We start from the raw sequence: 23,679 nt of genomic DNA on the forward strand, positions 1-23,679 counted from the left end.
AAAGAAGTATAGCACGCGTCTTCCGGCGCAGGGCCTGGAATCGTCTTCACTAATTCGGGCCGTTCCCGCACTATTTTAAGCTGTCAGAAGCGGGGGATGGGGCAAGAGCCAAGTCTAGCATTATCTTGTTTGATGATCTCAAAATAATCCATAACAGCTACGGCTGATCCTTGTAAGCGGTGGGAGAAACACCGGTGATTTTTTTGAACACACGGCTGAAATAGTTCGGGTCCTTGTAGCCGACCTCGAAGCAGACCTCCTTCAAGGAGAGCGGGGTGGAGCGTATTAAGGCAATAGCCTTCTCAATCCGCAGCCGGGTGACATAATCGATGAACGTCTCGCCGCACTGCTGCTTGAAGATTTTACTGAAATAATGAGGGTTCAGATGGACAACATCCGCCACATCCTCCAGTGACAAGTCCTCCGTAAAGTTCTCCGTAATATATTGCTTGGCCCGGTCCAGCACGCTTAAGGTCTGTTCCTCGCGCTGTTCACGCATCTGGCGGAGGGCGGAGACCACGTAGGATTGCTGAACAGCTGCACCGGTCCATTCTGTGTTCCCTGAGGCGGAGGAAGGCTGGCCGCTCTGCTGCTTCAGCTCATCGAAATGGCAGACCGTCCCCGTCCGCTCCGGCAGCGTAGAGGCAAATACGGCCTCATAATAGGAGGTGCGGAATCCGTCCGCTCCGCTGTGCAGCGATCCGATCCCGATGGACGCCTTCAGGCCAAGCGTCTGTTCACTGACCTGACTAAGCTGCTCCGCCAGCTGCTTCGTCTGCCGCCGCCAGTCCTGTTCACTGATTGCAGGCTTATGCAGAAAAATGGCCATATGCCGGTCGATCAGGGGGCTGACCACCGAGCCGGGTCCATGCGATTTGATAAAGCTGCGGAGATGGTCGTAAATCTTGTTTTTCATCGGGGCGTATGCCTCACCGTTATAGGCAATAACGATCGCACTCCCCTGCTTAAGAGGCGTCCCCAGCCAATCGGCGAGCTGTCCGGTGCTTGCATCGGCGCTGTGGTCCAGCATCAGCATCAGAGCCAGCTCGTTCTCGGCAACCGGCAGAAGCTGCGAGACCTTGTCGCGGAGCTCCAGCTCCCGCGCTCTGGACTCGCTCTCTTGTTCAATCTCCAGGACCAGCCGCTGGAATACAGCAATAAGCTGCTCCCGTTTGGCGGGCTTTAAGATGTACTCCTTCGCCCCAAGGGACAGCGCTTCCTGAGCATACGCAAAATAATCATAAGCAGTCACGACAATGAAGCGGGTGCCGGGCAGCCGCTCCTTCATCTCGCGTAACGCCTCCAGCCCGCCGATGCCAGGCATGTTAATATCCATCATGGCAATATGCGGCCGGTATTTCTCTGCATATTCAATGGCCATCCGTCCGTTTGCGGCATGGATGAACTCAAAAGTATCCGGCAGGTAGCGCTCCACCATACATTCAAGGCCTTCGCGTTCAATCGGTTCATCATCCGCGATCAATATCCGGTACATCTGAAGCCCCTCCTTCTTCTGCTGTATTAGGAATTTCGATTTGGATAGTCGTGCCTTGTCCCGGACTGCTGGTGATTTCAATCAGATCATCCCGGTTATAGAAAAGCTGGAGCCGTCTGAATACATTACGGGTCCCGATCCCGGTGGATGCCTTGTCCTCCTGTCCTTCCCGTTCTTCGTCGAGGCGCAGCAGTGACAGCCGGGTCTCCTCTGTCATCCCGGCACCGTTATCCGTCACTGTAATGCGGATGCCCTCCGTCCTCCGCTGGACGATGAGGGAGATCCGTCCTCCGGTCTCCATCCTGGATACCCCGTGCTGAAATGCATTCTCCAGCAAGGGCTGGAGGCTTAGTGCCGGAATCGTCACCTGCAAAGCGGAGGGATCTACCTCCAGCCCGAACCTGATCCGGTCACGGAACCGGGTCTGCTGGATCGCGGCATATTCCCGGATATGGGTCAGCTCCTCCTGCAGGGTGACGGGCTGGTCCAGCTTCTGCAGGCTGTATCGCAGCAGGTTGGACAAGGAGATCGTCAGATCACTGGTCTGCTCCGCGCCTTCCAGGAAGGCCAGCTTGGAGAGAACATTTAACGTATTGAACAGAAAATGAGGGTTGATCTGGCTCTGCAGCGCCTGAAGCTCCAGCTCCTTTACGATGCGCTGCATTTCCAGGCTTTTTTTGTCCTTCTCCATCAGCACGCCAAGATCGGCAGACATGTGCTGAATGGCCTTTGACAAAAGGCCCAGCTCATCCTCCTTCTGCCATTGCAGCTCCGGCTTGATCCGTAAGTCCCCTTTGGCGATTTGCTTCGCCATTTGCACCAGCTTGCGGACAGGAACGGTGATGCTGCGGGAGGCCCAGACGGCCAGCAGAACGCCCATGAGTGTATTCATCACGAACAGAGCGGTTCCGCGCTGATTCATCCGTTCGTTCTCCGTGCGGATGCTCTCGATAATGGGGCGGTAGAAGGCCAGCTCGGAATGGACCAGCTGCTGGCCGTCTTCGCGGATGAAGCCGGCGAGTTTCTCTGTCTCCATATAAGACTGGAAAGCGGACTGGAGATCTCCGTGATCTGCTGACGCCATGGCGAGGCGCTGCTGCTCCAGCAGCGTGGACACCAGGTTGAGATAGCTCTCCGGATCGAAGGCGTGGGTGGGGGAATTGAGCTTGGGCAACGCCTTGATCTCATGCTGCAGCGCCTGCAGCTCCTTCCCGGCGGACTGGACCTCCGGGGTCTCCGCAGGGTTGGCTACATAAGCATAGAGTAAGCGGAGATTGCTCTCCGCCGACTCGGTTGTCTTCTCAATCAGCAGAATCCGCTCCATCATTTCGTCATAGCTGGTCTGAACAATTTTGCCGCTCTGGAACACGAAGTAGGCCACGGAATTGGCGAGCACGACGAGCAGCGGAATGAAGATCAGCAGCTTCATGCGTATAGTCATGGTGTTGTCCCCCCAGCGGCAGACTCTGGTCCGCCGGCCTTCAACACATAGGTGTCGGTATAGGTTACAGATGGGGGAATGCTCCCTTGCCAATAGCCGTGCAGCAGCTCAACCGCCTGACTGCCCATTTCTACCGGCTGCTGAACAATCGTTAGCCTGATGTTCCCGGCATGGACGGCCTCTACTGTCTCGGTCTTGTCGTCAAAAGCGAAGATCTGCACCCCATCCGGCCTTACGCGCCGTGCCGCATCCAGGATGCCCAGACCGTCGGAGGAGCTGAACCCGACCATATAGTTCATTTGCGGATACCGGGCAAGCATGGTCTGGGCTTTCTGGGCGGCCTGGAGCATTGAGATATCGGATGCCGCGACTTCAGTGATATGAAGTCCGGGGTGCTGCTCAATGACCGAACGGAAGCCCTTAAGCCGCAGGCGCTGATTCTCTGCCTGCTCATTGCTGATTAGCACGCCGATGCTGCCCTGCTGCCCGGAAGCCTTGGCCACCAATTCACCCATTTGCCGGCCGGCTCGCAGGTTATCGGTGCCGACATAGGCCAGCCGCTCCGAACCGGGCTCGTCCGTGTCCACAGCAATCACCGGAATACCGAGACCGGCGGCTTTGCTGATTAACCGGCGGTATTCGGCGTTATCGATTCCCTGAAACAGAATAGCATCGGCCTTAGCGGAGATGGCCTTGTCCAGCAAGCGGATTTGTTCTTCCGGATTAATCCGGTCCGGCCCGATATATTCCAGCTCCATGCCGTAGGCTGCGGCCGCTTCCCTGGCCCCTTGCTCAATCGCCCGCCAGGAATAATTGTCCAGCTCCTGAGCAATCAGTACGATGTGAACCGGATCAGTGCCGGAAGCGGGCTGTGTCTGCAAAGGCTTCACGAGCGTATGAATTTGGATGAACGAACTGCTGAATTGAAACAGCAATCCGACAAACATGGCTATGATCAGGACCATGGCGATGGTCCATTTCCGGTTTGGCATTCCAATCTCCCTCAATCCTCATTTTGGTATTGCCCATTATACATGAAATGGACAGGGGCGGGATATGAAACTGTGACCGGCGGGGATCTGCAGAACCCGTACCATGTTATTCCCTATCAAACAATAGCCCGAAAGAGTAGTTTCGCTCCTTTTCACCAAGATGTTAAAAAGAGTTGATGCTTTCATGAACGTTTAAAGGCAAAAAGGTGACCGTAACCGATTTACTTAAAATTAAAGATATAATAATTCAAAATATCTAACCGCTTGGATAAGGAGGCACTAACGTAATGGGCATCGATACCGTGCTATGGAGCAGACTGGTGACAGGCTTAACACTGGGGTTCCACGTTATTTTCGCAACAATTGGCGTTGGGGTTCCGCTAATGATCGCAATCGCCGAATTCATGGGCATACGCAAAAAAGACCCTCACTACACGCTGATGGCCAAGAGATGGGCCCGCGGTTTTGTCATTTCTGTGGCCGTGGGCGTGGTGACAGGCACAGCGATTTCACTCCAGCTGGCCTTGGTCTGGCCGAATTTCATGAAGCTGGCCGGTAACGTGATTGCGCTCCCGTTATTTATGGAGGTGTTCGCGTTCTTTTTCGAAGCGATCTTCCTGGGCATTTACCTCTATACCTGGGACCGGTTCAAAAAGCCGTATATCCACTGGCTCCTTACGATCCCGATTGTGGCCGGTGCGGGGATGTCCGCTGTATTTATCACGACCGTGAACGGGTTCATGAATCAGCCGGAGGGCTTTGCTATGGCCGGAGGGCAATTCACAGCTGTGAATCCGGTGGAGGCGATGCTGAATACCGCGACGTTCTCGAAGGTGTTCCATGTCTTAAGCTCGGCCTACCTGACTGGAGCCGCACTGCTGGCGGGTATAGCTGCGTTTGCACTTCTGAGGAAGGGCGCGTCGGATTACCATAAAAAAGCGCTGAAGCTGATGATGGCCGTGGTGATGGTGTTTGGACTGCTGAACTCACTTGCTGGAGATACGTCGGCGAAATTTTTGGCGGAGCATCAGCCGGAGAAGCTGGCTGCGGCAGAGTGGCATTTTGAAACGGAAAGCGGAGCCGATCTGATTCTGCTGGGGTGGCTTAACGCAGAGCATGAGGTGCTGGGCGCACTGCACATTCCCAAATTTCTCAGCTTCCTCGCCTTTGGCGATTTCAATGCAGAGGTGACCGGTCTGAATGAATTCCCTGCGGATGAGCAGCCGCCGCTCCTGGTTCACTATTTATTCGATCTGATGGTCGGTGTCGGGTTCGCCCTATTAGGCATTTCATTCCTGTACTTCCTGTTTGTCTTCTGGAAGAAACGCAATGAGCATAACAAATGGCTGCTTCGCGCGATCGCGTTAGGCGCACCGCTTGCCTTTTTGGGAGTCGAGCTAGGCTGGTTTTACGCTGAAATTGGCCGGCAGCCTTGGATCTTAAGGGGATACATGCGTGTAGAAGAGGGGGCTACGACATCACCGAGCGTGAGAACCCTGTTCTTTGTGTTCCTGCTGCTGTACATCCTGTTAGGCACGGTATGTGTGCTTGTGCTGCGGCGCATGTTCAAGGACAATCCGGCGGAAACCGAGATGGAGAAGTGGAATCAGCCTCCCGGCGATACATCAACAGTAAGGGGTGAGCACGCAAAATGAGTTATGAGCTGATTGGAATTTCAGTGCTCTGGCTGTTTTTATACGGCTATTTAATTGTGGCCTCTATTGATTTTGGAGCCGGGTTCTTTGCCTTTTATGCCCGGCTGACGAAACAGGATCATCTGATTAACCGTCTGATCTCCCGCTACTTATCGCCTGTCTGGGAGATTACGAATGTGTTTTTCGTCTTTTTTTACATTGGACTGGTCGGATTCTTCCCGGATACCGCTTATTATTACGGCTCGGCGCTGCTTGTTCCGGGCAGCATTGCGCTTATCCTGATCGCGATCCGCGGCTCGTTCTATGCGTTCGAGAATTACGGCTCCAAAAATAACATCGTATATCTGTTCCTATACGGCGCTTCGGGGCTGCTGATTCCCGCGTCCTTGTCCGTGGCGCTCACCCTGTCGGAAGGCGGCTTTATCTTTAAGCAGGGTGAGACCGTGTCGCTGGATTACTGGGCCTTGTTCACCAACCCGTTATCCTGGAGCATTGTCGGCCTGGCGATTGTATCCGTGCTGTTCATCAGCAGCTCCTTCCTGGCCTTTTATGCTTCCCGGGCAGAGGATCAACCCGCGCTGAAGCTGATGCGTACCTATGCGCTGTTCTGGAGTACGCCGACCATTGTTGTCGCACTGACAGCCTTTATTTATCTGGGCCAGCACAATGAGCGGCATTTTCAAAATATGATGGATTTATGGTGGCTGCTTGCGCTGTCCGTTGCTTTCTTCATGCTTGCCATGTGGCTGCTCTACAGCGGCCGCCGTTACGGCTTGGCGTTCATAAGCATCATGCTGCAATTTCTATGTGCCTTCTTCGCTTACGGAATCGGGCAGTACCCTTATATTCTGGACCCGTTCATTACGCTGGAGAACAGCATCACCTCACCGGCCATGGGCCTGGCGCTGGTTATTGTGTTCATCGGCGGGATGTGCCTGCTGGTTCCTTCCCTGATTCTGGTGTTCAAGCTGTTCCTCTTTGACGCAGATTATGTGAAAGGAAAGAAATAAATGAACAACACAACAAGCTTGATCGCTGAGCAGATGTCAGGGCAACGAAAACGGCTTGTTATGCTGACCCTCTTGTCGCTCCTGCTTGGCATTGCGATTGTAAGTCAGGCCGGGCTGCTGGCGGAAGCGGTCCAGCGGGTGTTCGTGGAGAAGGCTTCCTTATCTTCGGTTGCCTTGCTGCTCGCTCTGCTGCTGTCAGTGATGGCGATCCGCACTCTGCTGTTGTACGCAAACGGAAGAATCGGCCTGGCTATGGCGGCCGCCGCTAAGGCAAATATGCGTGCAGCCGTGCTGCAGAGGCTTACCCGTACCTCCATGCCTTCAACGCTGCGGGGGCAGACGGGGGAGAAGGTCAGTGTGGCGCTGGATGCAGTGGACGAAGCCGACAGCTATTTCAGCCAGTACATGCCGCGGATGGTGGAAGCAGCGATCATTCCGGTTCTGATTCTGGTAGCTACGTTTATCTTGCATGCGAATACCGGCTTCATTCTGCTGTTTACGGCACCGTTCATTCCGCTGTTTATGATTCTGGTGGGACTGCAAACGAAAAACAAATCCGAAGAAAAATATGCGCAGCTTGCCGAATTCTCCGGTACGTTCCTGGATTCGCTGCAAGGGCTGGTGACCTTGAAAATATTTGGGCAATCCCGCCGCCAGCAGCAGCAGATTGAGCGCAGCAGCCTGGGGTACCGTGACGCGACTATGGATATTCTGAAGGTTGCCTTTACGAATACGTTTATGCTGGAATCGATCGTTATGCTGAGCATCGGGATTGTTGCCCTTGAATTGGCTATTCAACTGCTCGTGTTCAAATCCATGCCATTCCACACGGCCTTTCTGGTGCTGCTGCTTGTTCCTGAGTTCTTTAATCTGCTAAAAAATACAGGCACCGCTTTTCACAGCGGGCGGACCAGTATGGGGGCCGTCCGTAAGGTGGAGCAAATGCTTGCGGAAATGGGCGGCGGCACCGGCACACAGCCGGAAGGGGGCCAAGAGTCCTCAGCCAAGCTGCTGCGGATGCCGCCATCTATAGAGCTGAAGGATGTTCATTTCCATTATGCACCCGGTTCATTTGAGCTTAAGGCTGGACCCGTCTCCATAGGACCGGGAGAGCATGTTGCCATTGTCGGCCAGAGCGGCTCGGGCAAAACAACCCTGCTCCATCTCATTGCCGGGCTGCTGAAGCCGGTATCAGGGACAGTGATGGTGAACGGCAGCCCGCTGACGGAGTGGGAGGAGGACTCATGGTTCGAGCAGGTCAGCTACATTACACAGCACCCCTATATTTTTGCCGGCACCTTCGCTGACAATATCGCCATCGGCGCCGGACGTAAGGTCTCCAGGGAAGAAATCAGGCAGGCGGCAGAGGAAGCGGGACTTGCACCGCTGGTTGCCGGGCTGGAGCAGGGACTGGACACTAATGTCGGGGAAGGCGGCAGGGGACTGTCGGGCGGGGAAAAGCAGCGTCTTGCTTTAGCGCGGGCCTTTTTGAAGCGTCCGGCCCTGATCCTGTTCGATGAACCTACGGTAGGCCTGGACCTTCAGACCGAACAAATTCTGCAAAGCTCCATAACTGCGCTGGCCAAAAATGCAACGATGATCACAGTCGCACACCGGTTATATACGATCCGGCAAGCGGATCACATTTTGTTTATGGACCATGGAGTATTGGCGGCGGCAGGATCTCACGATGAGCTGCTTGAACTTATGCCTCAATATGCCGAGATGGTTAATATTCAGCGAAAAGGAGGGTCAGCATGAACGAGCTGGCGATTTTGTCCAAAGCCATGATAGCAGAGAGGAAGGATATTCTCCTGTCGATTCTGGGAGGATTTATTGCCGGCGCAGCCGGTGTGGCTCTCTTCTCCGCGAGCGGGTATCTGATTTCACAGACGGTCTTTATGCCGCCGCTCTATACCCTGATCGTCCTTACCGCGCTGGTCAAGCTGCTTGGTCTGCTCCGGGCGGCAAGCCGTTACGGGGAACGCCTGTATTCGCACAGAGCAACCTTTTCGATGCTTAGCCGTTTGCGCACCGGATTTTTTGCCCGGCTGATCCCCCTAACGCCCGGTATCTTGAACAAGAACCGTAGCGGAGATCTGCTTGCGCGGATTGTCGGAGATATAGAGAGCCTGCAAAATTATTTTTTGCGTGTCGCGTATCCGCCGGTTATCGTCATCACGGTCTTTCTGGCAACGATGGTGTTTAGCGCCTCTTATTCATTCTGGATCGCCTGCTTGTTTGTAGCAGGAATGCTGCTGACCGCAGTGGTTGTGCCGGGCATTGTATTGCTGGGCCAGCGGCCGATACACGGCCGGGTCCGTAATCAGCGGGCGCAGCTGTCAACGGAAGTGACAGAGGTCTTGTACGGCTTCCGCGATCTGAAGGTGTACGGGCAATTGCCGCAGCGGGAACAGCAGCTTAAGAAGGCTTCGGCAGCACTGACCATAGAGCAGCAGCGTGCAGCCAGCCATCTGCTGCGCGGACAGGCGATGCACACCTTTGTCACCTTTTTTGTATCGTGGGGTGTACTGACGTTAGGGGCCTATCTAATTATGAAAGGTGAGCTGGCTGGCGTATTTCTGGCGATGCTGGTCATGGCTTCACAGACGGTGTTTGAAGAAGCTGCGGCCATGGCTACTTTACCGGCCTATAAGCAAGACAGTGAGCACGCGGCCACAAGGTTGACCGAAACCGTATTGACTGCCGGTGATGCACCGGTGCAGCCGGGCCGTCCTCTGCCGGAGGGAGAAGCTGTGTCGGTGGAGCTGTCCGGTGTTACGTTCCAATATGAAGATGAATGGCGTCCCGCGCTGACAGAGGTATCGCTGCACCTCCCGGCAGGCTCCAGAACGGCAGTGGTTGGGCCGAGCGGGTCCGGCAAATCCACGCTGATCGATCTGCTGCTCAAGCTGCGCACGCCTGTAGCCGGTGACATACGTTTGGGCGGCATTCCGGTGCAGGAGCTGGATGAGACAAGCATTTGGGCATCCTCTAATGTCGTCTTACAGCAAAGTCATTTTTTCCGCGGAACGGTCCGTGATAACCTGCTGCTGGATGGAGACGAACAGTCTGATGAAGTATTGTTAGAGGCTCTCGCGAAGGCCCAACTGCCGGATGTGGCATTAACCGATATGGTATTCGAAAAAGGAGAGAACCTGTCTGACGGCGAGAAGCAGCGTCTGGCTTTGGCCCGGGTCATGCTCCGCAAAGGGCGGTTATGGCTGCTGGATGAACCAACCTCTTCGCTGGATTACGTAACGGAAGAGCGGGTGTTGACCCATCTCCACGAACAGGCCGCCGGAGATACCTTACTGCTCATTTGCCACCGGCTTACCGGCCTGGAAGGCATGGACAAGATTATCGTCATGGAGCAGGGCAGGGTCATCGAAACAGGTTCATATGCGGAGCTGATGGAGCAAAGGGGCTATTTGTACCGGATGAAGCAGATTGAGCTATCTATGATATAAATTACAGAGACTAATGCTAAAATATATCGAGCAGCAGCAATGTCTGGAGAATGCCGGGAAATCCAAATAACCTTTTAACCTAAAGATGGCTAATGCAGCCGTCTTTTTTATTTGGGGGCTTACCGACCATTCCCTTAGGCCTAATCTGATAATAATATCACTTTATTGAGCTTAATAAATCAATCATGAAAGCGTAGTCAACATTTTTAATATAATTACATCTATCAATGATTTTATGTATTAAGCCGCCTTCATTGGTAATGTTATATTTTATAGCCATATTTCGTAAGGTAAGAGCTTCGCTGATGATTACATTATTTCTTTCCTTTAATTTAAGGATCAGACTATTATCAAATATATTTAATTTATATAAATAATCTAACCGTACTCCCATCATGACCTTGTGATCATATAGTATGTGAAATGGCCTTATATCAAGTGTTCTTTCTCTACAAAAAACATCAATAATATATTTGTAAAAATTTAATCCGTATAGATTGTCTCTATTATAATCTGCATAAGAAAATTCGAATTTTCGTAAACTATCCTTACAATTTATATAATCTTCTATAAATAATTTTAATTGATTAATATTTAAAGCATAATTGAAATCTTGATATTTATAAAGATTAATTAAATAATCAATGCCTTTAATACTTTTATTAATTTCTTCGTAGGTTGCTGTTTTTCTTGCATATTTACCATTCTCATAAAAATCCGATATATAAATCAAATTGTTAGCCCGGTCAAAGCCATATATAAAGGTTGTATGTATAAAATGCTCTTTTTTATAACTTGCGGAACATTTCAAATAATAATTATCAAGACAAGCATCTAAATAATACCCTTGATTGATCTGATATTCTATATAATCTGTAAGTTTATTGAAGTTTGCTGTGGTTTGATTATTTCTTAACCAGCCCAAAAACGGACAGGAGTTCGCAGGAATAATGTAATTGTCTGTATCTGCTTGCTCGTAAAAATCTGCTCTTGTCATTGAATGATGTGGTCTAATTATCAATTGTAAATACCGGTCACTCAGCCATGGAAGTACCTGAGCATTATTAATCCATAAAAACGACAAAGTATTTGCAATATAAGGAAATGATGTTATAGGGGGATTTACAACTGGAAGTATAGTTTTCATAATGGCATCGTCCTTTGACCACAGTAGTTTTAGAGGAATATGTAAAATGTAAATAGCAAATAATAAAACATTTATTTAAATTATACCTACAATAGATTATTGATCAATATTTTTATTTTGTGTAATTTATTGTTTCAGATTTTTAAAAATTTCCTAAGATGTAGTTCAAAAAATGACATATTATGTACATATGTGTATTATTCTTTTATCCCATAAAAAGGTTTATACTGTTAGAAACAATGATTTTCCTTAAAAGGGGATAAATGCAATCCAATCAAATATGGGGTGGAAAATGTATAATGGTGTAAGCGTTATTATTCCAACATACAACAAAAAAGAACGTTTAAAGTATACGCTTGATTCTTTAAATAATCAGGTACTTGTTGATCCAACTCATATTGAAATCATTATTGTTGATGACGGTTCGTCTGATGGAACTCAAGAACTAATCAATCAATTCAATTTTAAATATCCCGTGAAATATATATATCAAATCAATACCGGGAGATCTAGTGCCAGAAATGTTGGGATTAGAAATGCTGAATTTTCAGTTTTGCTTTTCTGTGATGATGATATGCTTATGCCTGGAAATTTTGTCGCTAATCACCTGTCTATACAGAATACATGCCGCAAACCGACGCTTGTTCATGGGGAAATATACAACTTAAGCCTTTTGAAGTTTTTTCAGGATCCCGGCACCGGATATTTATTTGACAAACTTATAACTCACAGTAATTTGGAGAAAGTCAAAGAGTATTTATTAGTTAATAATTATGAAGAGAATTTACGTATTGCCGTTACTCAGAAAAAAACAACTCTGTTTGAAAAGCAAATACAAGAAATCTTCAATAAATGTTTATCTTCTTTATATTGGTTATGTTGCACGGGGGGGAATATATCCTGTTCTTACGGTTCTTTGGATGACTTATACTTTGATGAAGATTTAGATAAATGTTGGGGATGTGAAGATTTAGAACTTGGATATAGATTGCACTTGGCTAACTATGATTTTATCTATAGTCATGATGCTTTTTCTTTTCATATTGACCACTATAGAAAAAACTACAAAGACAACCTGGAGAAAGCCTTTGAAATGTTTTACTCCAAGCACAAGCTTGAACTTGTGAAAAAATTACCAAAGTTATTATTAGGTGAAATAAGAGAAATTGATGAATTTATAGAGCATTTATAAATTTACAAAGAAACGGAATAAAAGGAGTAATTAAATGGAACTCTTAATGAACGAAGGCAAAATATTACAACTGCTAAATGATTTTGTAGCCTGTGAAGAGTTCTGCAATTTGAGTTGTGATTACTGTCTGGCCGAAGGTGCGAACCTGAAGGAAAAGCATCAATTTAACAGGATCGATGGAAAACTGAATTATTCAAAAGATTATAAAGGATTGGTATATTCTGATGGATACAAGATAAAAGAAAAAATAGATGAAACACTTAAAACCTATCGTGAAAAGTTTAATGCTCCAATACTAAAGCTTAGTGGCGGAGAGATTATGCTCATCAGAAATCTGGAAGAGTTGATTGAGCGGGAATCTCAATATTATGAATGTGTTCAGTTACTAACGAATGGCTTGTTGCTAAATAAGCAAAACATTGCAAGATTAGCAACAGTAAAAAATTTAAATGTTCAGCTTTCAATGGACGGGCATACTTTGGAGATGAATCAATGCCGTCTAAAATCAGAAACGCTAAATGAAAAGTTACTTCAAAATCTTGATATGTTAATTAACAATAATATAGTAACTGAGATATATTGTGTTTTAAGTAAAGTGAACATTGAGAAATTTGATATTTTTTTAGATTATATAATGAGTAATTATGGGAATAAAATACACGTAATACCCTTTCCTGTGAGATTCCTTGGCGCAAAGAAATATTTTCCTGAACAAGATCAATTGAAAAGTTTGAAAAAAGTAATTTATAACTTTGATAAATATAGTGAAGTACTTCCACCGCTGAAATATATCAATGAAATGATTTCTTTTATCGAAAATGGTTTCAGACAGTCACAGTGTTCTGTTCCGAAAATTATGAGTCAAATATTTGATGACGGCATCATTACACCTTGTCCAAACTGTTGGACTGTTCAGATTGGAAATATTAATTCATCGTTTGATACTGTTACTGAAAATATGCACAATCATAGAATTTATGAACTGATGACAGCAAAGAAACCTAGAGCACCTTTCTGTACGCAATGCTTTACGGATTACCATTTGTTTAATCTATATTTCAATAACGAATTAACTTTAGAAGAGATAGCCCAAAATCGCCCGTTGTTACAAGGAAAAAGAGTTCAAGAGCGGTTAGAATTGCTGAAATTATTCTCATCAAAAGAATAGACTGTTTAAAGGAAGTGGGAAAATGAGTGAATGCTCCGTAATTGACACAGTAATAAAAGGTTTAGGGAAGAGGCTTAACGGTATTGGGAAAATTATAAAAGCAGCAAAAGTGCTTGTACTTTCACCACATCATGATGACGAAGTTATAGGCTGTGGCGGAACATTATTGACATACTTAGATGACGATACAGAAATTGTTATCGTTTATATGACAGATGGCAGATTTGGAATAAAACCTGAAGATGCTTGGATACGTAAAGAAGAAGCGCAGAAAGTATGGGACAAATATGATCGGGTGAAGCAGATTTTTCTGGATTTTGAGGATACAAAATTAACTGAGAACTCCTTAGAGGCTAGAGGGATTTTAACTGACTTGTTGAATGACTTCAAGCCGGATATGATTTTTACCCCTTGGATTTTAGATCTGCATGTTGATCACAGATCAACATCAATAATTTTACGAGAATCTCTATGCCAAGCAGAACTAAGTAACTGTACTGTTTCAAGTTATGAGGTGATGTGTCCTGCCTATTCAAACCATTCGGTAAACATAACCAAAAAAATGGAAGCGAAAATGTCCTTTCTTGAGTTATATAAAAGTCAACATACATACTTAAATATTAAAAATACTACATTATCTTTAAATGAATTTCGGGGGCATTTATTTAGGTTAAAGTCAATTACCTATGCTGAAGGGTTTTGTGTTTTAGAACAGGATAATTATTGTGAATTTATAGACAAATTATCAAATGTACAGTGAGACCTTTCAAGTTAGGAGTGTTTTTATTGGATGTATTATTTATAATTCCTCCAGTGGCAAATAATTATATTTTGGATATAAAATGGGAAGATCACTTTGAGTTTCTTGGAGTGGGATATATTTTATCGGTTCTGAGAAAAGATGGGGTTGAGGCTGAGGTCTTGGACGCCGAAAACTTATCCTTTCATTCAGATCACATAATCAATATTATATTGGAAATTAAACCGGAAATTTTAGCGTTTTCTGTAGCGAAAAGTCAGGCTAAAATTACAAAAAGTATGATTAAGCAAATTAGAAATAAGGGGTTTGACAAACCCATTATTCTAGGCGGTTATTATCCGACGCTAGCACCGGAAGAGATGTTGGATGGTTGTAATGGATTGAATCTTATTGTAAGAGGTGAGGGGGAGCATGTCGTCAGTAAATTGATACAATCATTACTTCGAAACGAGGAGTTCAAACAAATAGATGGCATTTCTTATTTAGAGAATGGATCTTGCATTCATAATCCTCCTTCAAATGCTATAACAGATTTAGATTCTTTACCATTCCCTTCACGTGATACTTTACCTCTGATCATGGCAATAGGTGGAGATCCTTATTTGATTTCCTCCCGAGGATGTTACGCTTCTTGTTCTTTCTGTTCTATAAAAGCATTTTATAAAAATAATAATAGCATTCAGTGCAGAATAAGAAGTGTGGAAAATATTGTGAATGAGATGGAAATGCTAATTAATAAATTTAACATACAAAGATGCAGGATATTTGATGATAATCTGTTCATGGCCAAAAAGATTGGAAGAAAACGGGTAATTCAACTTGCTGATGAAATATTAATGAGAAAAATAAAAATCGATTTTGAGATTGTTTGCAGAGCAGATGATGTCGATGAAGAAGTTTTTACATATTTGGTGAAGGCTGGTCTTAAGAGAGTGGTTATTGGTCTTGAGAGCTTTAATGATAATTCATTAAAGTACTATGGCAAAAAACTTAAAGCTGAAGATAATTATAAAGCTATGAAAGTGTTAGATAGTCTTGGGGTTGAGTGTGTTGGCAGTTATATATTATTTAATCCGGAAAGTACATTTGAAGAAATTGAAATTGATTTAAATTACTTTTACACAAGACTTGAGATTGATAAGGGAATTAACCTAATAAATTGTATACTTTCCACCTCGACAGTTTTATCTATTGATGAAGGAACAGTTTTATTTCAAAATGCTGATGGCAATTATATAAACGATGAATATGTGTTAAAGGATTTGCAATTAAATAAGTTAAAGAAAATATCTGTGTACATATCTATTTCCTTAGAAACAAATCTATTGAAATTAGTAGAAATAGAAAAATATTACAAAGTATATATAAAAAATAAAAATGAGACCAGAATCCGAGAGCAGCTTAATGAACTCTGGTATGAGCTGGCAAAACTTAATCTTGATGTATTCCGTATGTTTTTTGATCAACTGGCTGGACTTAGTGCAACTGGGGAATTCAGTATAGAGATGACAGATGAAATTACCTCTTATTTCTATAAAAACCTTAATCATCATTACAATAGAATTATGCAATTTATTGAGAGGTATAAAATTGAGAGGAACATTTTTCCGAGAGTGTGGTTTTACTATTTCAAAAAAGCAAATAAACAATATGTATACGAACCAGTAAGTGCGACATTTCACAAGATCGGTGAGGATGTTATTAGAGTATTAGAGCTTTTATATCAAGAACCTATTCCTTCAGTTGAAGAGAGGGTTTTATCGGAGGATAATGCTGCAATACAAGCATTGGACTGGGTAAAAAAACAGATTGATGATGGCGGTTTTATAAAAGAACCAAAAACATACAGAATGCCAAATGAAAATATTATGAAACGTACAATTAGGCAAATCATCAGGTAATGAATCAAGATCCTAAAGAGTATTAAATGAATAGGCTATGAATAGAATAAAGGGGGATTATATGTATGATTCATTTTGTTTTACTGATAATATAAGCCACTATCTGAACTTGATGGGAATCCCTGTCCCTCCCGTTGTACTGTTTGGGTTAGCAGAGGTCATGGGAACAACCTGTAATCGCAATAAAGAACAAAAATTCGAAAGATTCAACGGCCGTAACGGTTCCCACCAGGAGATGTTAAAAAGATATTCTGAAGCAAGCGGAATTGCTTTTTCTGTTTGTAACAGTGCAAAGCCTACCAAAGAGATTCCTTGCCTCATTGAAATGGATGATTATTACATAGACTACCATCCGTTTTATATGAAAAATCACTATCTGAGATTAGTCGTGCTCCTGTGCATTCATGACGATTATTACGAAATTTATGACACTCATCACAGAAAAATTAGCAAGACAACATATGCTCCTGCATTATTAAAAAATTCTATAAAGTATATAGCAAGTGAAGGAGCGGATTACGAAAAAACAGGACTGACTCAACATTTAACTGCTATTCAAAACACCTGTACTTTTAATCTGAACAATCAATGCAAAGACCAAATTTATACAGGCTATAAGGGAGTTCAATTATTTCTAGAAGATTTGGAACAAGAATTAAAGGAAAATGAATTGGAGTTTAGTCAAGTTACCTATGACCTGTTCTTTCAAATCCTTCGGCCCGGAGGGATGAGGGATAGCAGGGAAATGTTTGCAAGATATTTGCATTGGGTCAATCAACAATATTCCTTACCTGAATTAGATCAGAATGCGAATGGTATTGCGGGCCTTGCAACAAAATGGGAGACCGTTGCTAATTTGTTTTATAAAGCAAGTATAGTGGGGGACACAAATTATCTAACAAATAAAGTCTTTAAACTTATTAACCAAGTTGTAGACGAAGAAAAGGAACAGGTGGAAAAACTTCTCTTATATATTATGAGTCAGAGGCGGAGAGCATATGAATGAAATAATTGCAGTGAAAAATGTTTTTAAAGTCTACGATATTGCCAAAAAAGATCCTGGATTACTTGCAAGTATTAAAAGTCTATTCGTTAAAAAAACTGAAAAGAAAATTGCTGTTGACAACATTAATTTTTCTATCAATGAGGGCGACTTTATTGGATTCATAGGGCCGAATGGAGCAGGAAAGACAACGACCATTAAAATGCTATCCGGCATAATACATCCTACCGAAGGTTCTATTAACGTAATGGGGTATGTACCGCATCAGCTGCAGAATGCATTTAAAAAGAACTTTTCTATTACTATGGGACAAAAAAATCAATTATGGTGGGACATTCCAGCATTAGACTCTTTTCAGTTAATTAAAGAAATATATGAAATTTCAAATGATAATTATAACCGTACCCTTCAAGAATTAACGGAGTTATTAGATGTAAAGCATATTATTAATACTCCCTTGAGAAATTTATCCTTGGGGGAAAGAATGAAATGTGAACTGATTGGCGCTCTCCTTCATGAGCCTAAGGTATTATTTTTGGACGAACCGACGATTGGTTTGGATGTTTCTTCTAGAAGAAGAATAAGAGAATTTTTGAAATACATAAACAAAGAAAAAAAAGTTACAGTGATTTTGACAAGCCATTATTTAGAGGATATAGAGGAGCTTTGTAATCGCATCATTGCTATTTCAGAGGGGAAAATTGTTTACGACGGATCCCTAAAGCTTATAAATAAAGATTTATTGAACTATAGGTATGTATCATTTGGTTATGACCATGCGGAGACTTTAGAAAGCGTTGAGAAATATGGAAAAATAATTGAGAAGAATGATGCACATGTTAGGATGATGGTCGATAAAAAGGATTTGAAAGAATTGGGAAAAGCCATTTTTTCAAATGATAACATCTTTGATATGACGATTGAGGAAGTTCCCCTTAATGATATCTTTGAGAGTTTATTCAATAAATAATGGAAGGGTATAACATATGAAGAAGTATCTTCAGGTCTTGAAGTTGAATTTGCAAACGTCCTTCGCCTACAAAGGGAATTTTATATTAACTTCATTCATTGATATTTTCAGAGTTGTAGCTGAGGTTGCATTTTGGAGAATTTTATTTAATAACGTGAAGGATGGAGAAATTAATGGATACAATTTTGACTCCATCATAGTTTATTACATTTTCATGTTTATCATCAGTTCGTTTACTAATGTTGGAAGTATGGGCTATAAAGTAGCGAATGAAATTAAAGAAGGCGCTCTAAATAATCTGTTAGTCAGACCAATAAATTACATCGGATACTGCTTCATGGAAACTATATCCCAGAAAGTGATAAATCTAATAATTGCGGTGTTAATGTTTATACCTTTTGTAATTTTCAGGTTTGGGAATCTTTCATTTGCAGTTACTGCAGAACAGCTGTATCTTCTTCCCGTTGTAATCATTTTCTCTTTTACTTTAAGTTTTTTTATAAATATATTAATTAGTTTATTAGTTTTCTGGATAACGGAGGTAACCTCCTTTTTCTTCTTAAAGGATATTGTTCTTGATCTTGCATCCGGAAGAGTATTTCCGTTAGATTTATTTCCCGCATTTTTATTTAGTGCCTTTTCAATCCTTCCTTTTATGTATTGTACGTTTTTTCCAGTCGTTATACTTACGAAAGGGATATCATCCTTTGGATTATATCAAGGTCTATTAATTCAGCTCACATGGATAATCTTGCTTTATTTATTAATCAGAGTTCTTTGGAGGTTTGGATTAAAAAAATATGTTGGGACCGGTGCATAAGCGTTAAGCCTTTGTTTTAAATTGTTATCTTTTAGGAGGACATATGAGATATCTGAAGTTGTACCGCTTATTTATTGTGCAGAGTTTCATCAAAATGGTTACTTATAGAATTAACTTTTTTATGGTATTCATTACAAACCTGTCCTTCTTCTCTGTGCAGCTTCTATTTATGCAGTTGATATATTCAAACGTAGACTCATTGGCCGGGTGGACAAAATATGAGATGTTTTTTTACATAGGTACGTTTAATATTATTGATTCTCTTTGGGTCTTCGGTCCATTTTTTAACCTGATGCATATTCCGGGCATGATAAGAAGTGGATCGCTGGATTACTACATTACAAAACCTGTAAATTCACAGTTTCTCATAAGTTTACGAAATGCAGATATGGGTTCAATTATAAGTGCTTTGGCAGGGGTGGGCATGATTGCATTTGCAATAATACAAGGGGGATTAGAGATAACATTTGCAAGTAGTTTATTGTACATCGTTTCAATCCTGCATGCTTTACTAATTCAATACTCTGTATATTTTATCTTTACTTGTCTATCCTTTTGGTTGGTCAAAGCGGATTTTGTAGACTCCATACATGGAATTTTGTGTTACTTTTCAACCCGGCCCTTAGATATATATAAAGGAGTTATCCGTTTTGTGCTCACTTATATATTGCCGTATGGATTAGCCTTAACAGTTGCCTCAAAATCTGCGATTAAAGCAATTCAATTTCATGAGTATATTATCTTTCTTGTAATTAGTTGGGCTATTTTTGGAGTTTCAATCATTGTTTGGAAGTTTTCATTAAAACATTATAGCTCAGCAAGTTCATAAGGCACTGGAGGGAATTATGAAAAGATACAGAATTGTATTGATTTTCATTGAGCAGATAGGGTCCGAAGCCTGGGATAACTGGGAAGCACTTGGAATAGGCTATTTAGCTTCAATGCTTCGACAAAGAGAGAATTATGTGGAAATTGTAAAGATCCCATCCATTATTAAGGATTGCCACGTGAATGAAATTCTTGATAAGAAACCAGATGTAGTGGGTTTTACATTGCCTTGTGCTTTTGAAGAACGGTTTAAACAGTTAGGCTCAAAACTGAAAGAACAAAATCCCCAGCTACATATTACATGTGGAAACCGTTATGCAACCGATAATGCGAACTATTTACTTACAAGCAACAGCTGGTTGGACTCGGTAATTAGAGGCGAAGGGGAATATACTATAGTTGAATTAGTGGAAACCTTAGAAGAAGATGGGAGCCTGTCCGGGGTGCTAGGGGTCCACTACAAAGAAAACGGGAAGATTATTCAAAACCCGGATCGCCCGTTACCAGAGAATTTAGATTTACTGCCATTTCCGGCCAGAGACATGATTAAAGATATGAAAGGTGAAAAGCACGCCTGGTTGATAACGGCAAGAGGATGTGTAAATAAATGTTCATTTTGCAACTCAAGCTTTAAGGGGATACAGCGAGGTAAGGTATGGCGTGGAAGAAGTCCGGAGAACATTGTCGATGAAATGAAATACGTCATTAATGAAACAGGATGTACCAATTTTTTTATTGTTGACTCCAGTTATGAATCTCCCGGTAATTTCGGGAAAAAGAGAATACAAGAGATAGCAAGCGAAATCTTAAAAAGTAATATTGATGTGAATTATGGGGTCTATTTTTGTGCGAACACGTGGAACGATAATGATTTACCGTTACTGGAGCTCTTACGTAAGTCAGGACTTGAATATGCTTTTATTGGAATCGAAGCCGGTACTGAGAAGGGCATTGAACTCTATAACAAAAAAGCTACCATTGAAGACAATTACCGGATCTTAGATCTATTTAGGAGAGCTCAGCTTGGTACAAAGGTCGGTTTTATTCTTTGGCATCCTTACTTATCCTATGATGAATTAAAAGAGAATATTGAATTCTTATATAAATCTAATATTGGATATTCGTTTAGAAATTATGCTTGCATGCTTTACCCCTATAAAGGGACTGCAATTTATGAACAAATTAAAAAAGACGGTTTGCTGATTGGTGATTACGATACAGAATTAGGTCATTATAATTGGAAGTTTGCGGACGAACGCTTAGAACCGCTGAAGAATTTTCTTTGTGACTTTCTTGATCATACTGCATGCTTTATGAAGGCAGCCAGTTTAGAATACAAAATCCTATCATTAATCAATAGAACAACCAATTACTTGCTCAGACATGAATTATCCACTGAACTAATCGATCGTTTTAGGGAACAGGTTGATTTAATTTATAAACAGCTAAATGAACAAAACCATAAATTTATACTTAGCATTATTAGTTGTTTTGAACTGAATAAATCTGAAGGAGAACTTTCTTCCATTAAAAAAGAGATGATTATGAAGACAACCGAATTGGTAGATACACTTGAGAAGGAAGAGATGCTATATATCAAACGCTCGATTAGGGCAAATCTTATCAGGGAACGGATAAATGTGAATTGAGGTGAGATTGTGAAAATATTACATATAAGCTATGAGATATATCCTGTAGTTGGAGGAACCTCTACGCTGCTGCAGTATTTAATGGAGGGACTTGAAGGGAGTGATTGTGAAATCCATCTAGTTACCAAAACCATAGATCCAAATCATAATCATGTGATAAAACATGGCAGCTCAAAAATATATACTATATTCTGCGCAGATGCTGAGCAAATGAATCCGGCAGTTGAGTTTAAGACCCAAATGAGTTTCATGCGCTGTATAAGGAAGATTGTGGAGGATGGAGTGAGATTTGATCTAATTCACATTCATGATGCCTTACCGATTGATTTAGTTCCAAACTTAAAGAAAGCATTTAATATTCCTGTAGTAATGAGCTATCACATTACACACCATATTTTGAAGGAACAGGCTGCTCTTACTCAAGATCCCGATATCGCGAAAAATACTGTTGCATTAAGACTTGAAGAAAAGGGTGCGCAATTAGCGGATTTTTATATCGCAGCCAGTAAAGCGACTAAGCAATGGCTGGTAGAATACTATAAAATACCGGAAACTAAAATTTCTTTGATTCCTTACGGGATTAATTTAGATGAGTATCCCGAAGAGATAGAATACCTGCAATTGAAAAGAGAACTGGGAGGCGAAGATAAGAAGATCATCTTATATGCTGGCAGATTTACTCTACAGAAAGGACTGGATTATCTTATTGAAGCATTTAAGAAAACTATACTCAGAATACCAAATATAAAACTTGTTCTGATCGGTGAGGGGAGGAAGGAGAACGAGATCAGAGAGAAGCTGTCCCAACTAGGGGAAGATTGTTATGAGATTATCCCTAAGATTCCGTTTACGAAATTGCCGCCCTATTACAGATGTGCAGATGTGGTTGTGATGCCTTCAATCTTCGAGCCGTTTGGTATGGTATCCATCGAAGGAATGGCTTCGCAGGCTATGATGATTATATCAAATATCGATGGATTGAGTGAGATTGTAAAAGATCAGTTCAATGGACTAGCTCTGCAGGTGGAGGAGAATAGCAGCGGGCAAAGGCAGATTGATGCTGAACTATTGAGTCAACTTATTGTAGAAGCGCTTACAGATGAAGAAATGAATATGCGGCTAAGAGTAAACGCGAGAAAATTTGTTATGAATAGATACTCAAAAGAATTATTTGCAGAGAATATGTATCGTTATTACCGGAACATCATTAAGCAATAAGTGGGGTTTCTGAGATGAACAATTCATTTATTATAGCTACTTATAATAAAGCCGAATGGCTTCATATTGTTTTACATTCGTTTCAGCAGCTAAAAACTAAAGAAGAATATGAAATTGTAATTGTCAATGATGGGAGCAGCGATCATACAGAGCTTGTTGTAAGTCAGTTCAAAAATAAACTGAACATTAACTATGTCTACCAGGAAAATAGGGGACTTGCTTCAGCAAGAAATCGAGCGATTGAAGCGGCAAAGGGAGATATTCTACTCTTTATTGACGATGATCGGATGTTACCCTATGACTTTTTAGATGAGCATCTCAAAGTTCATGTTATGTTAAATGATCCTAAGCTTATAGTGATAGGGGAGAGACTTCAGCTATACGTATCAAATCTTGAGTTGAAGTCAGAGGAAATTATAAAAGATCTTAATCAGGATATGAAATTCTACAAAAGATTATCACGTTCAGATGACTACCATAAGGCTATAAAAAGAATGTTCAATAATGCTCCATCAAATTATGAAATCCAATGGATTGCTGCTGTTTTTTCAAACTTATCTGTCAGAAAATCAGTGATTAATGAAATTGGCGGATTTGACCCGAACTTTAAAGGATGGGGCTGCGAAGATATTGAGTTAGGGTATAGGTTATGTCAGAATGGCTCAAGCATTTACTTAAATGAAAATGCAAAAAATTATCATCTGGAACACCCGCGGTCATCTGAGATTCCCAAACAGTTTATGGATAATTTCACGTATATGTACAATAAGCATAACCGTTGTTATGCCATGGAGCTATATTTAGAATTTGAGCAAGGAAGGCTTAGTTTGGAAGACTATAACCTTTCAGTTAAGAATGATAAGTTGACGCACTCACCGACTGGAGAACAAACGTATTTTAAAGATACAAATGTATTTCGGGTAAAAGGAATGAATTAAACATAAATAATAAATAGGAGGA

The 23,679-nt window shown here is 42.6% G+C and carries 19 protein-coding genes; 15 read left to right on the forward strand and 4 right to left on the reverse strand.

Features of this window, described 5'->3' with window-relative positions:
• Positions 1–157: 157 nt before the first annotated feature.
• Genes MHI24_RS27525 through MHI24_RS27535 form a run of 3 tightly spaced genes read right to left on the reverse strand, consistent with a single transcriptional unit; the run spans position 158 to position 3,928 of the window.
• Positions 158–1,495 (reverse strand): AraC family transcriptional regulator, encoded by a 1,338-nt coding sequence (locus MHI24_RS27525; protein WP_340022720.1) that lies wholly within the window; start codon positions 1,493–1,495, stop codon positions 158–160.
• A complete protein-coding gene (locus MHI24_RS27530) occupies positions 1,470–2,936 on the reverse strand; it encodes a sensor histidine kinase (protein ID WP_340022721.1) in 1,467 nt (488 codons plus the stop codon). The genes MHI24_RS27525 and MHI24_RS27530 overlap by 26 nt, the downstream gene beginning before the upstream one ends.
• Entirely contained in the window at positions 2,933–3,928 is a 996-nt protein-coding gene (locus MHI24_RS27535; protein WP_340022722.1) for a substrate-binding domain-containing protein, read from the reverse strand. Before MHI24_RS27535 ends, MHI24_RS27530 begins: the two co-directional genes overlap by 4 nt.
• Before the next feature lie 287 nt (positions 3,929–4,215).
• Here MHI24_RS27535 and MHI24_RS27540 point away from each other — a divergent pair, with 287 nt between their 5' ends.
• From MHI24_RS27540 to cydC, 4 genes are read left to right on the forward strand one after another with little or no spacing between them, the layout of a single operon-like run.
• Positions 4,216–5,583 (forward strand): cytochrome ubiquinol oxidase subunit I, encoded by a 1,368-nt coding sequence (locus tag MHI24_RS27540; protein WP_340022723.1) that lies wholly within the window; start codon positions 4,216–4,218, stop codon positions 5,581–5,583.
• The gene (locus MHI24_RS27545) at positions 5,580–6,593 is read left to right on the forward strand and encodes a cytochrome d ubiquinol oxidase subunit II (protein ID WP_340022724.1); all 1,014 of its coding nucleotides are present in this window, start codon (positions 5,580–5,582) and stop codon (positions 6,591–6,593) included. Before MHI24_RS27540 ends, MHI24_RS27545 begins: the two co-directional genes overlap by 4 nt.
• The gene (cydD, locus tag MHI24_RS27550) at positions 6,594–8,354 is read left to right on the forward strand and encodes a thiol reductant ABC exporter subunit CydD (protein WP_340022725.1); all 1,761 of its coding nucleotides are present in this window, start codon (positions 6,594–6,596) and stop codon (positions 8,352–8,354) included. It abuts the gene before it with no gap.
• On the forward strand, positions 8,351–10,063 hold the full coding sequence (gene cydC / locus MHI24_RS27555) for a thiol reductant ABC exporter subunit CydC (RefSeq protein ID WP_340022726.1): 1,713 nt from the start codon (positions 8,351–8,353) through the stop codon (positions 10,061–10,063). The genes cydD and cydC overlap by 4 nt, the downstream gene beginning before the upstream one ends.
• 157 nt (positions 10,064–10,220) lie before the next feature.
• Here cydC and MHI24_RS27560 read toward each other — a convergent pair whose 3' ends face one another.
• Positions 10,221–11,210: a hypothetical protein gene (locus MHI24_RS27560; RefSeq protein ID WP_340022727.1), complete on the reverse strand. Its 990-nt coding sequence runs from the start codon at positions 11,208–11,210 to the stop codon at positions 10,221–10,223.
• Between the two features lie 292 nt (positions 11,211–11,502).
• Between MHI24_RS27560 and MHI24_RS27565 the strand changes: the two genes are divergently transcribed.
• The 11 genes from MHI24_RS27565 (at position 11,503) to MHI24_RS27615 (ending at position 23,657) form a co-directional block, all read left to right on the forward strand.
• Entirely contained in the window at positions 11,503–12,402 is a 900-nt protein-coding gene (locus MHI24_RS27565; RefSeq protein WP_340022728.1) for a glycosyltransferase, read from the forward strand.
• Positions 12,403–12,436: 34 nt separating this feature from the next.
• Positions 12,437–13,570, forward strand: a complete 1,134-nt coding sequence (locus tag MHI24_RS27570) for a radical SAM protein (RefSeq protein WP_340022729.1) — start codon at positions 12,437–12,439, stop codon at positions 13,568–13,570.
• 22 nt (positions 13,571–13,592) lie between these two features.
• Positions 13,593–14,330: a PIG-L family deacetylase gene (locus MHI24_RS27575; RefSeq protein ID WP_340022730.1), complete on the forward strand. Its 738-nt coding sequence runs from the start codon at positions 13,593–13,595 to the stop codon at positions 14,328–14,330.
• A gap of 26 nt (positions 14,331–14,356) precedes the next feature.
• On the forward strand, positions 14,357–16,231 hold the full coding sequence (locus MHI24_RS27580) for a radical SAM protein (protein WP_340022731.1): 1,875 nt from the start codon (positions 14,357–14,359) through the stop codon (positions 16,229–16,231).
• Positions 16,232–16,292: 61 nt separating this feature from the next.
• Positions 16,293–17,237 carry a hypothetical protein gene (locus MHI24_RS27585; protein ID WP_340022732.1) on the forward strand — a complete coding sequence of 315 codons (945 nt, stop codon included), beginning with the start codon at positions 16,293–16,295 and terminating at the stop codon, positions 17,235–17,237.
• Positions 17,230–18,204 carry an ATP-binding cassette domain-containing protein gene (locus MHI24_RS27590; RefSeq protein ID WP_340022733.1) on the forward strand — a complete coding sequence of 325 codons (975 nt, stop codon included), beginning with the start codon at positions 17,230–17,232 and terminating at the stop codon, positions 18,202–18,204. The genes MHI24_RS27585 and MHI24_RS27590 overlap by 8 nt, the downstream gene beginning before the upstream one ends.
• A gap of 16 nt (positions 18,205–18,220) precedes the next feature.
• The gene (locus MHI24_RS27595) at positions 18,221–19,024 is read left to right on the forward strand and encodes an ABC-2 family transporter protein (protein ID WP_340022734.1); all 804 of its coding nucleotides are present in this window, start codon (positions 18,221–18,223) and stop codon (positions 19,022–19,024) included.
• Positions 19,025–19,067: 43 nt separating this feature from the next.
• Entirely contained in the window at positions 19,068–19,853 is a 786-nt protein-coding gene (locus MHI24_RS27600) for an ABC-2 family transporter protein (protein ID WP_340022735.1), read from the forward strand.
• 16 nt (positions 19,854–19,869) lie between these two features.
• Positions 19,870–21,501, forward strand: coding sequence for a radical SAM protein (locus MHI24_RS27605; RefSeq protein ID WP_340022737.1), 1,632 nt, complete (start codon positions 19,870–19,872; stop codon positions 21,499–21,501).
• A 9-nt stretch (positions 21,502–21,510) separates the two neighbouring features.
• Positions 21,511–22,719, forward strand: coding sequence for a glycosyltransferase family 4 protein (locus MHI24_RS27610; protein ID WP_340022738.1), 1,209 nt, complete (start codon positions 21,511–21,513; stop codon positions 22,717–22,719).
• Between the two features lie 14 nt (positions 22,720–22,733).
• A complete protein-coding gene (locus tag MHI24_RS27615) occupies positions 22,734–23,657 on the forward strand; it encodes a glycosyltransferase (protein WP_340022739.1) in 924 nt (307 codons plus the stop codon).
• Positions 23,658–23,679: the final 22 nt, after the last annotated feature.

The organism is Paenibacillus sp. FSL K6-1096 (assembly GCF_037977055.1).
In the GTDB taxonomy this organism is placed as follows: Bacteria; Bacillota; Bacilli; order Paenibacillales; family Paenibacillaceae; genus Paenibacillus_AQ.

Excerpts from the sequence above, each read along its gene's own strand:
- MHI24_RS27525 (WP_340022720.1), bottom strand. The coding sequence starts at position 1,495 with ATGTACCGGATATTGATCGCGGATGATGAACCGATTGAACGCGAAGGC.
- MHI24_RS27530 (WP_340022721.1), bottom strand. The coding sequence starts at position 2,936 with ATGACTATACGCATGAAGCTGCTGATCTTCATTCCGCTGCTCGTCGTG.
- MHI24_RS27535 (WP_340022722.1), bottom strand. The coding sequence starts at position 3,928 with ATGCCAAACCGGAAATGGACCATCGCCATGGTCCTGATCATAGCCATG.
- MHI24_RS27540 (WP_340022723.1), top strand. The coding sequence starts at position 4,216 with ATGGGCATCGATACCGTGCTATGGAGCAGACTGGTGACAGGCTTAACA.
- MHI24_RS27545 (WP_340022724.1), top strand. The coding sequence starts at position 5,580 with ATGAGTTATGAGCTGATTGGAATTTCAGTGCTCTGGCTGTTTTTATAC.
- cydD (WP_340022725.1), top strand. The coding sequence starts at position 6,594 with ATGAACAACACAACAAGCTTGATCGCTGAGCAGATGTCAGGGCAACGA.
- cydC (WP_340022726.1), top strand. The coding sequence starts at position 8,351 with ATGAACGAGCTGGCGATTTTGTCCAAAGCCATGATAGCAGAGAGGAAG.
- MHI24_RS27560 (WP_340022727.1), bottom strand. The coding sequence starts at position 11,210 with ATGAAAACTATACTTCCAGTTGTAAATCCCCCTATAACATCATTTCCT.
- MHI24_RS27565 (WP_340022728.1), top strand. The coding sequence starts at position 11,503 with ATGTATAATGGTGTAAGCGTTATTATTCCAACATACAACAAAAAAGAA.
- MHI24_RS27570 (WP_340022729.1), top strand. The coding sequence starts at position 12,437 with ATGGAACTCTTAATGAACGAAGGCAAAATATTACAACTGCTAAATGAT.
- MHI24_RS27575 (WP_340022730.1), top strand. The coding sequence starts at position 13,593 with ATGAGTGAATGCTCCGTAATTGACACAGTAATAAAAGGTTTAGGGAAG.
- MHI24_RS27585 (WP_340022732.1), top strand. The coding sequence starts at position 16,293 with ATGTATGATTCATTTTGTTTTACTGATAATATAAGCCACTATCTGAAC.
- MHI24_RS27590 (WP_340022733.1), top strand. The coding sequence starts at position 17,230 with ATGAATGAAATAATTGCAGTGAAAAATGTTTTTAAAGTCTACGATATT.
- MHI24_RS27595 (WP_340022734.1), top strand. The coding sequence starts at position 18,221 with ATGAAGAAGTATCTTCAGGTCTTGAAGTTGAATTTGCAAACGTCCTTC.
- MHI24_RS27600 (WP_340022735.1), top strand. The coding sequence starts at position 19,068 with ATGAGATATCTGAAGTTGTACCGCTTATTTATTGTGCAGAGTTTCATC.
- MHI24_RS27605 (WP_340022737.1), top strand. The coding sequence starts at position 19,870 with ATGAAAAGATACAGAATTGTATTGATTTTCATTGAGCAGATAGGGTCC.
- MHI24_RS27615 (WP_340022739.1), top strand. The coding sequence starts at position 22,734 with ATGAACAATTCATTTATTATAGCTACTTATAATAAAGCCGAATGGCTT.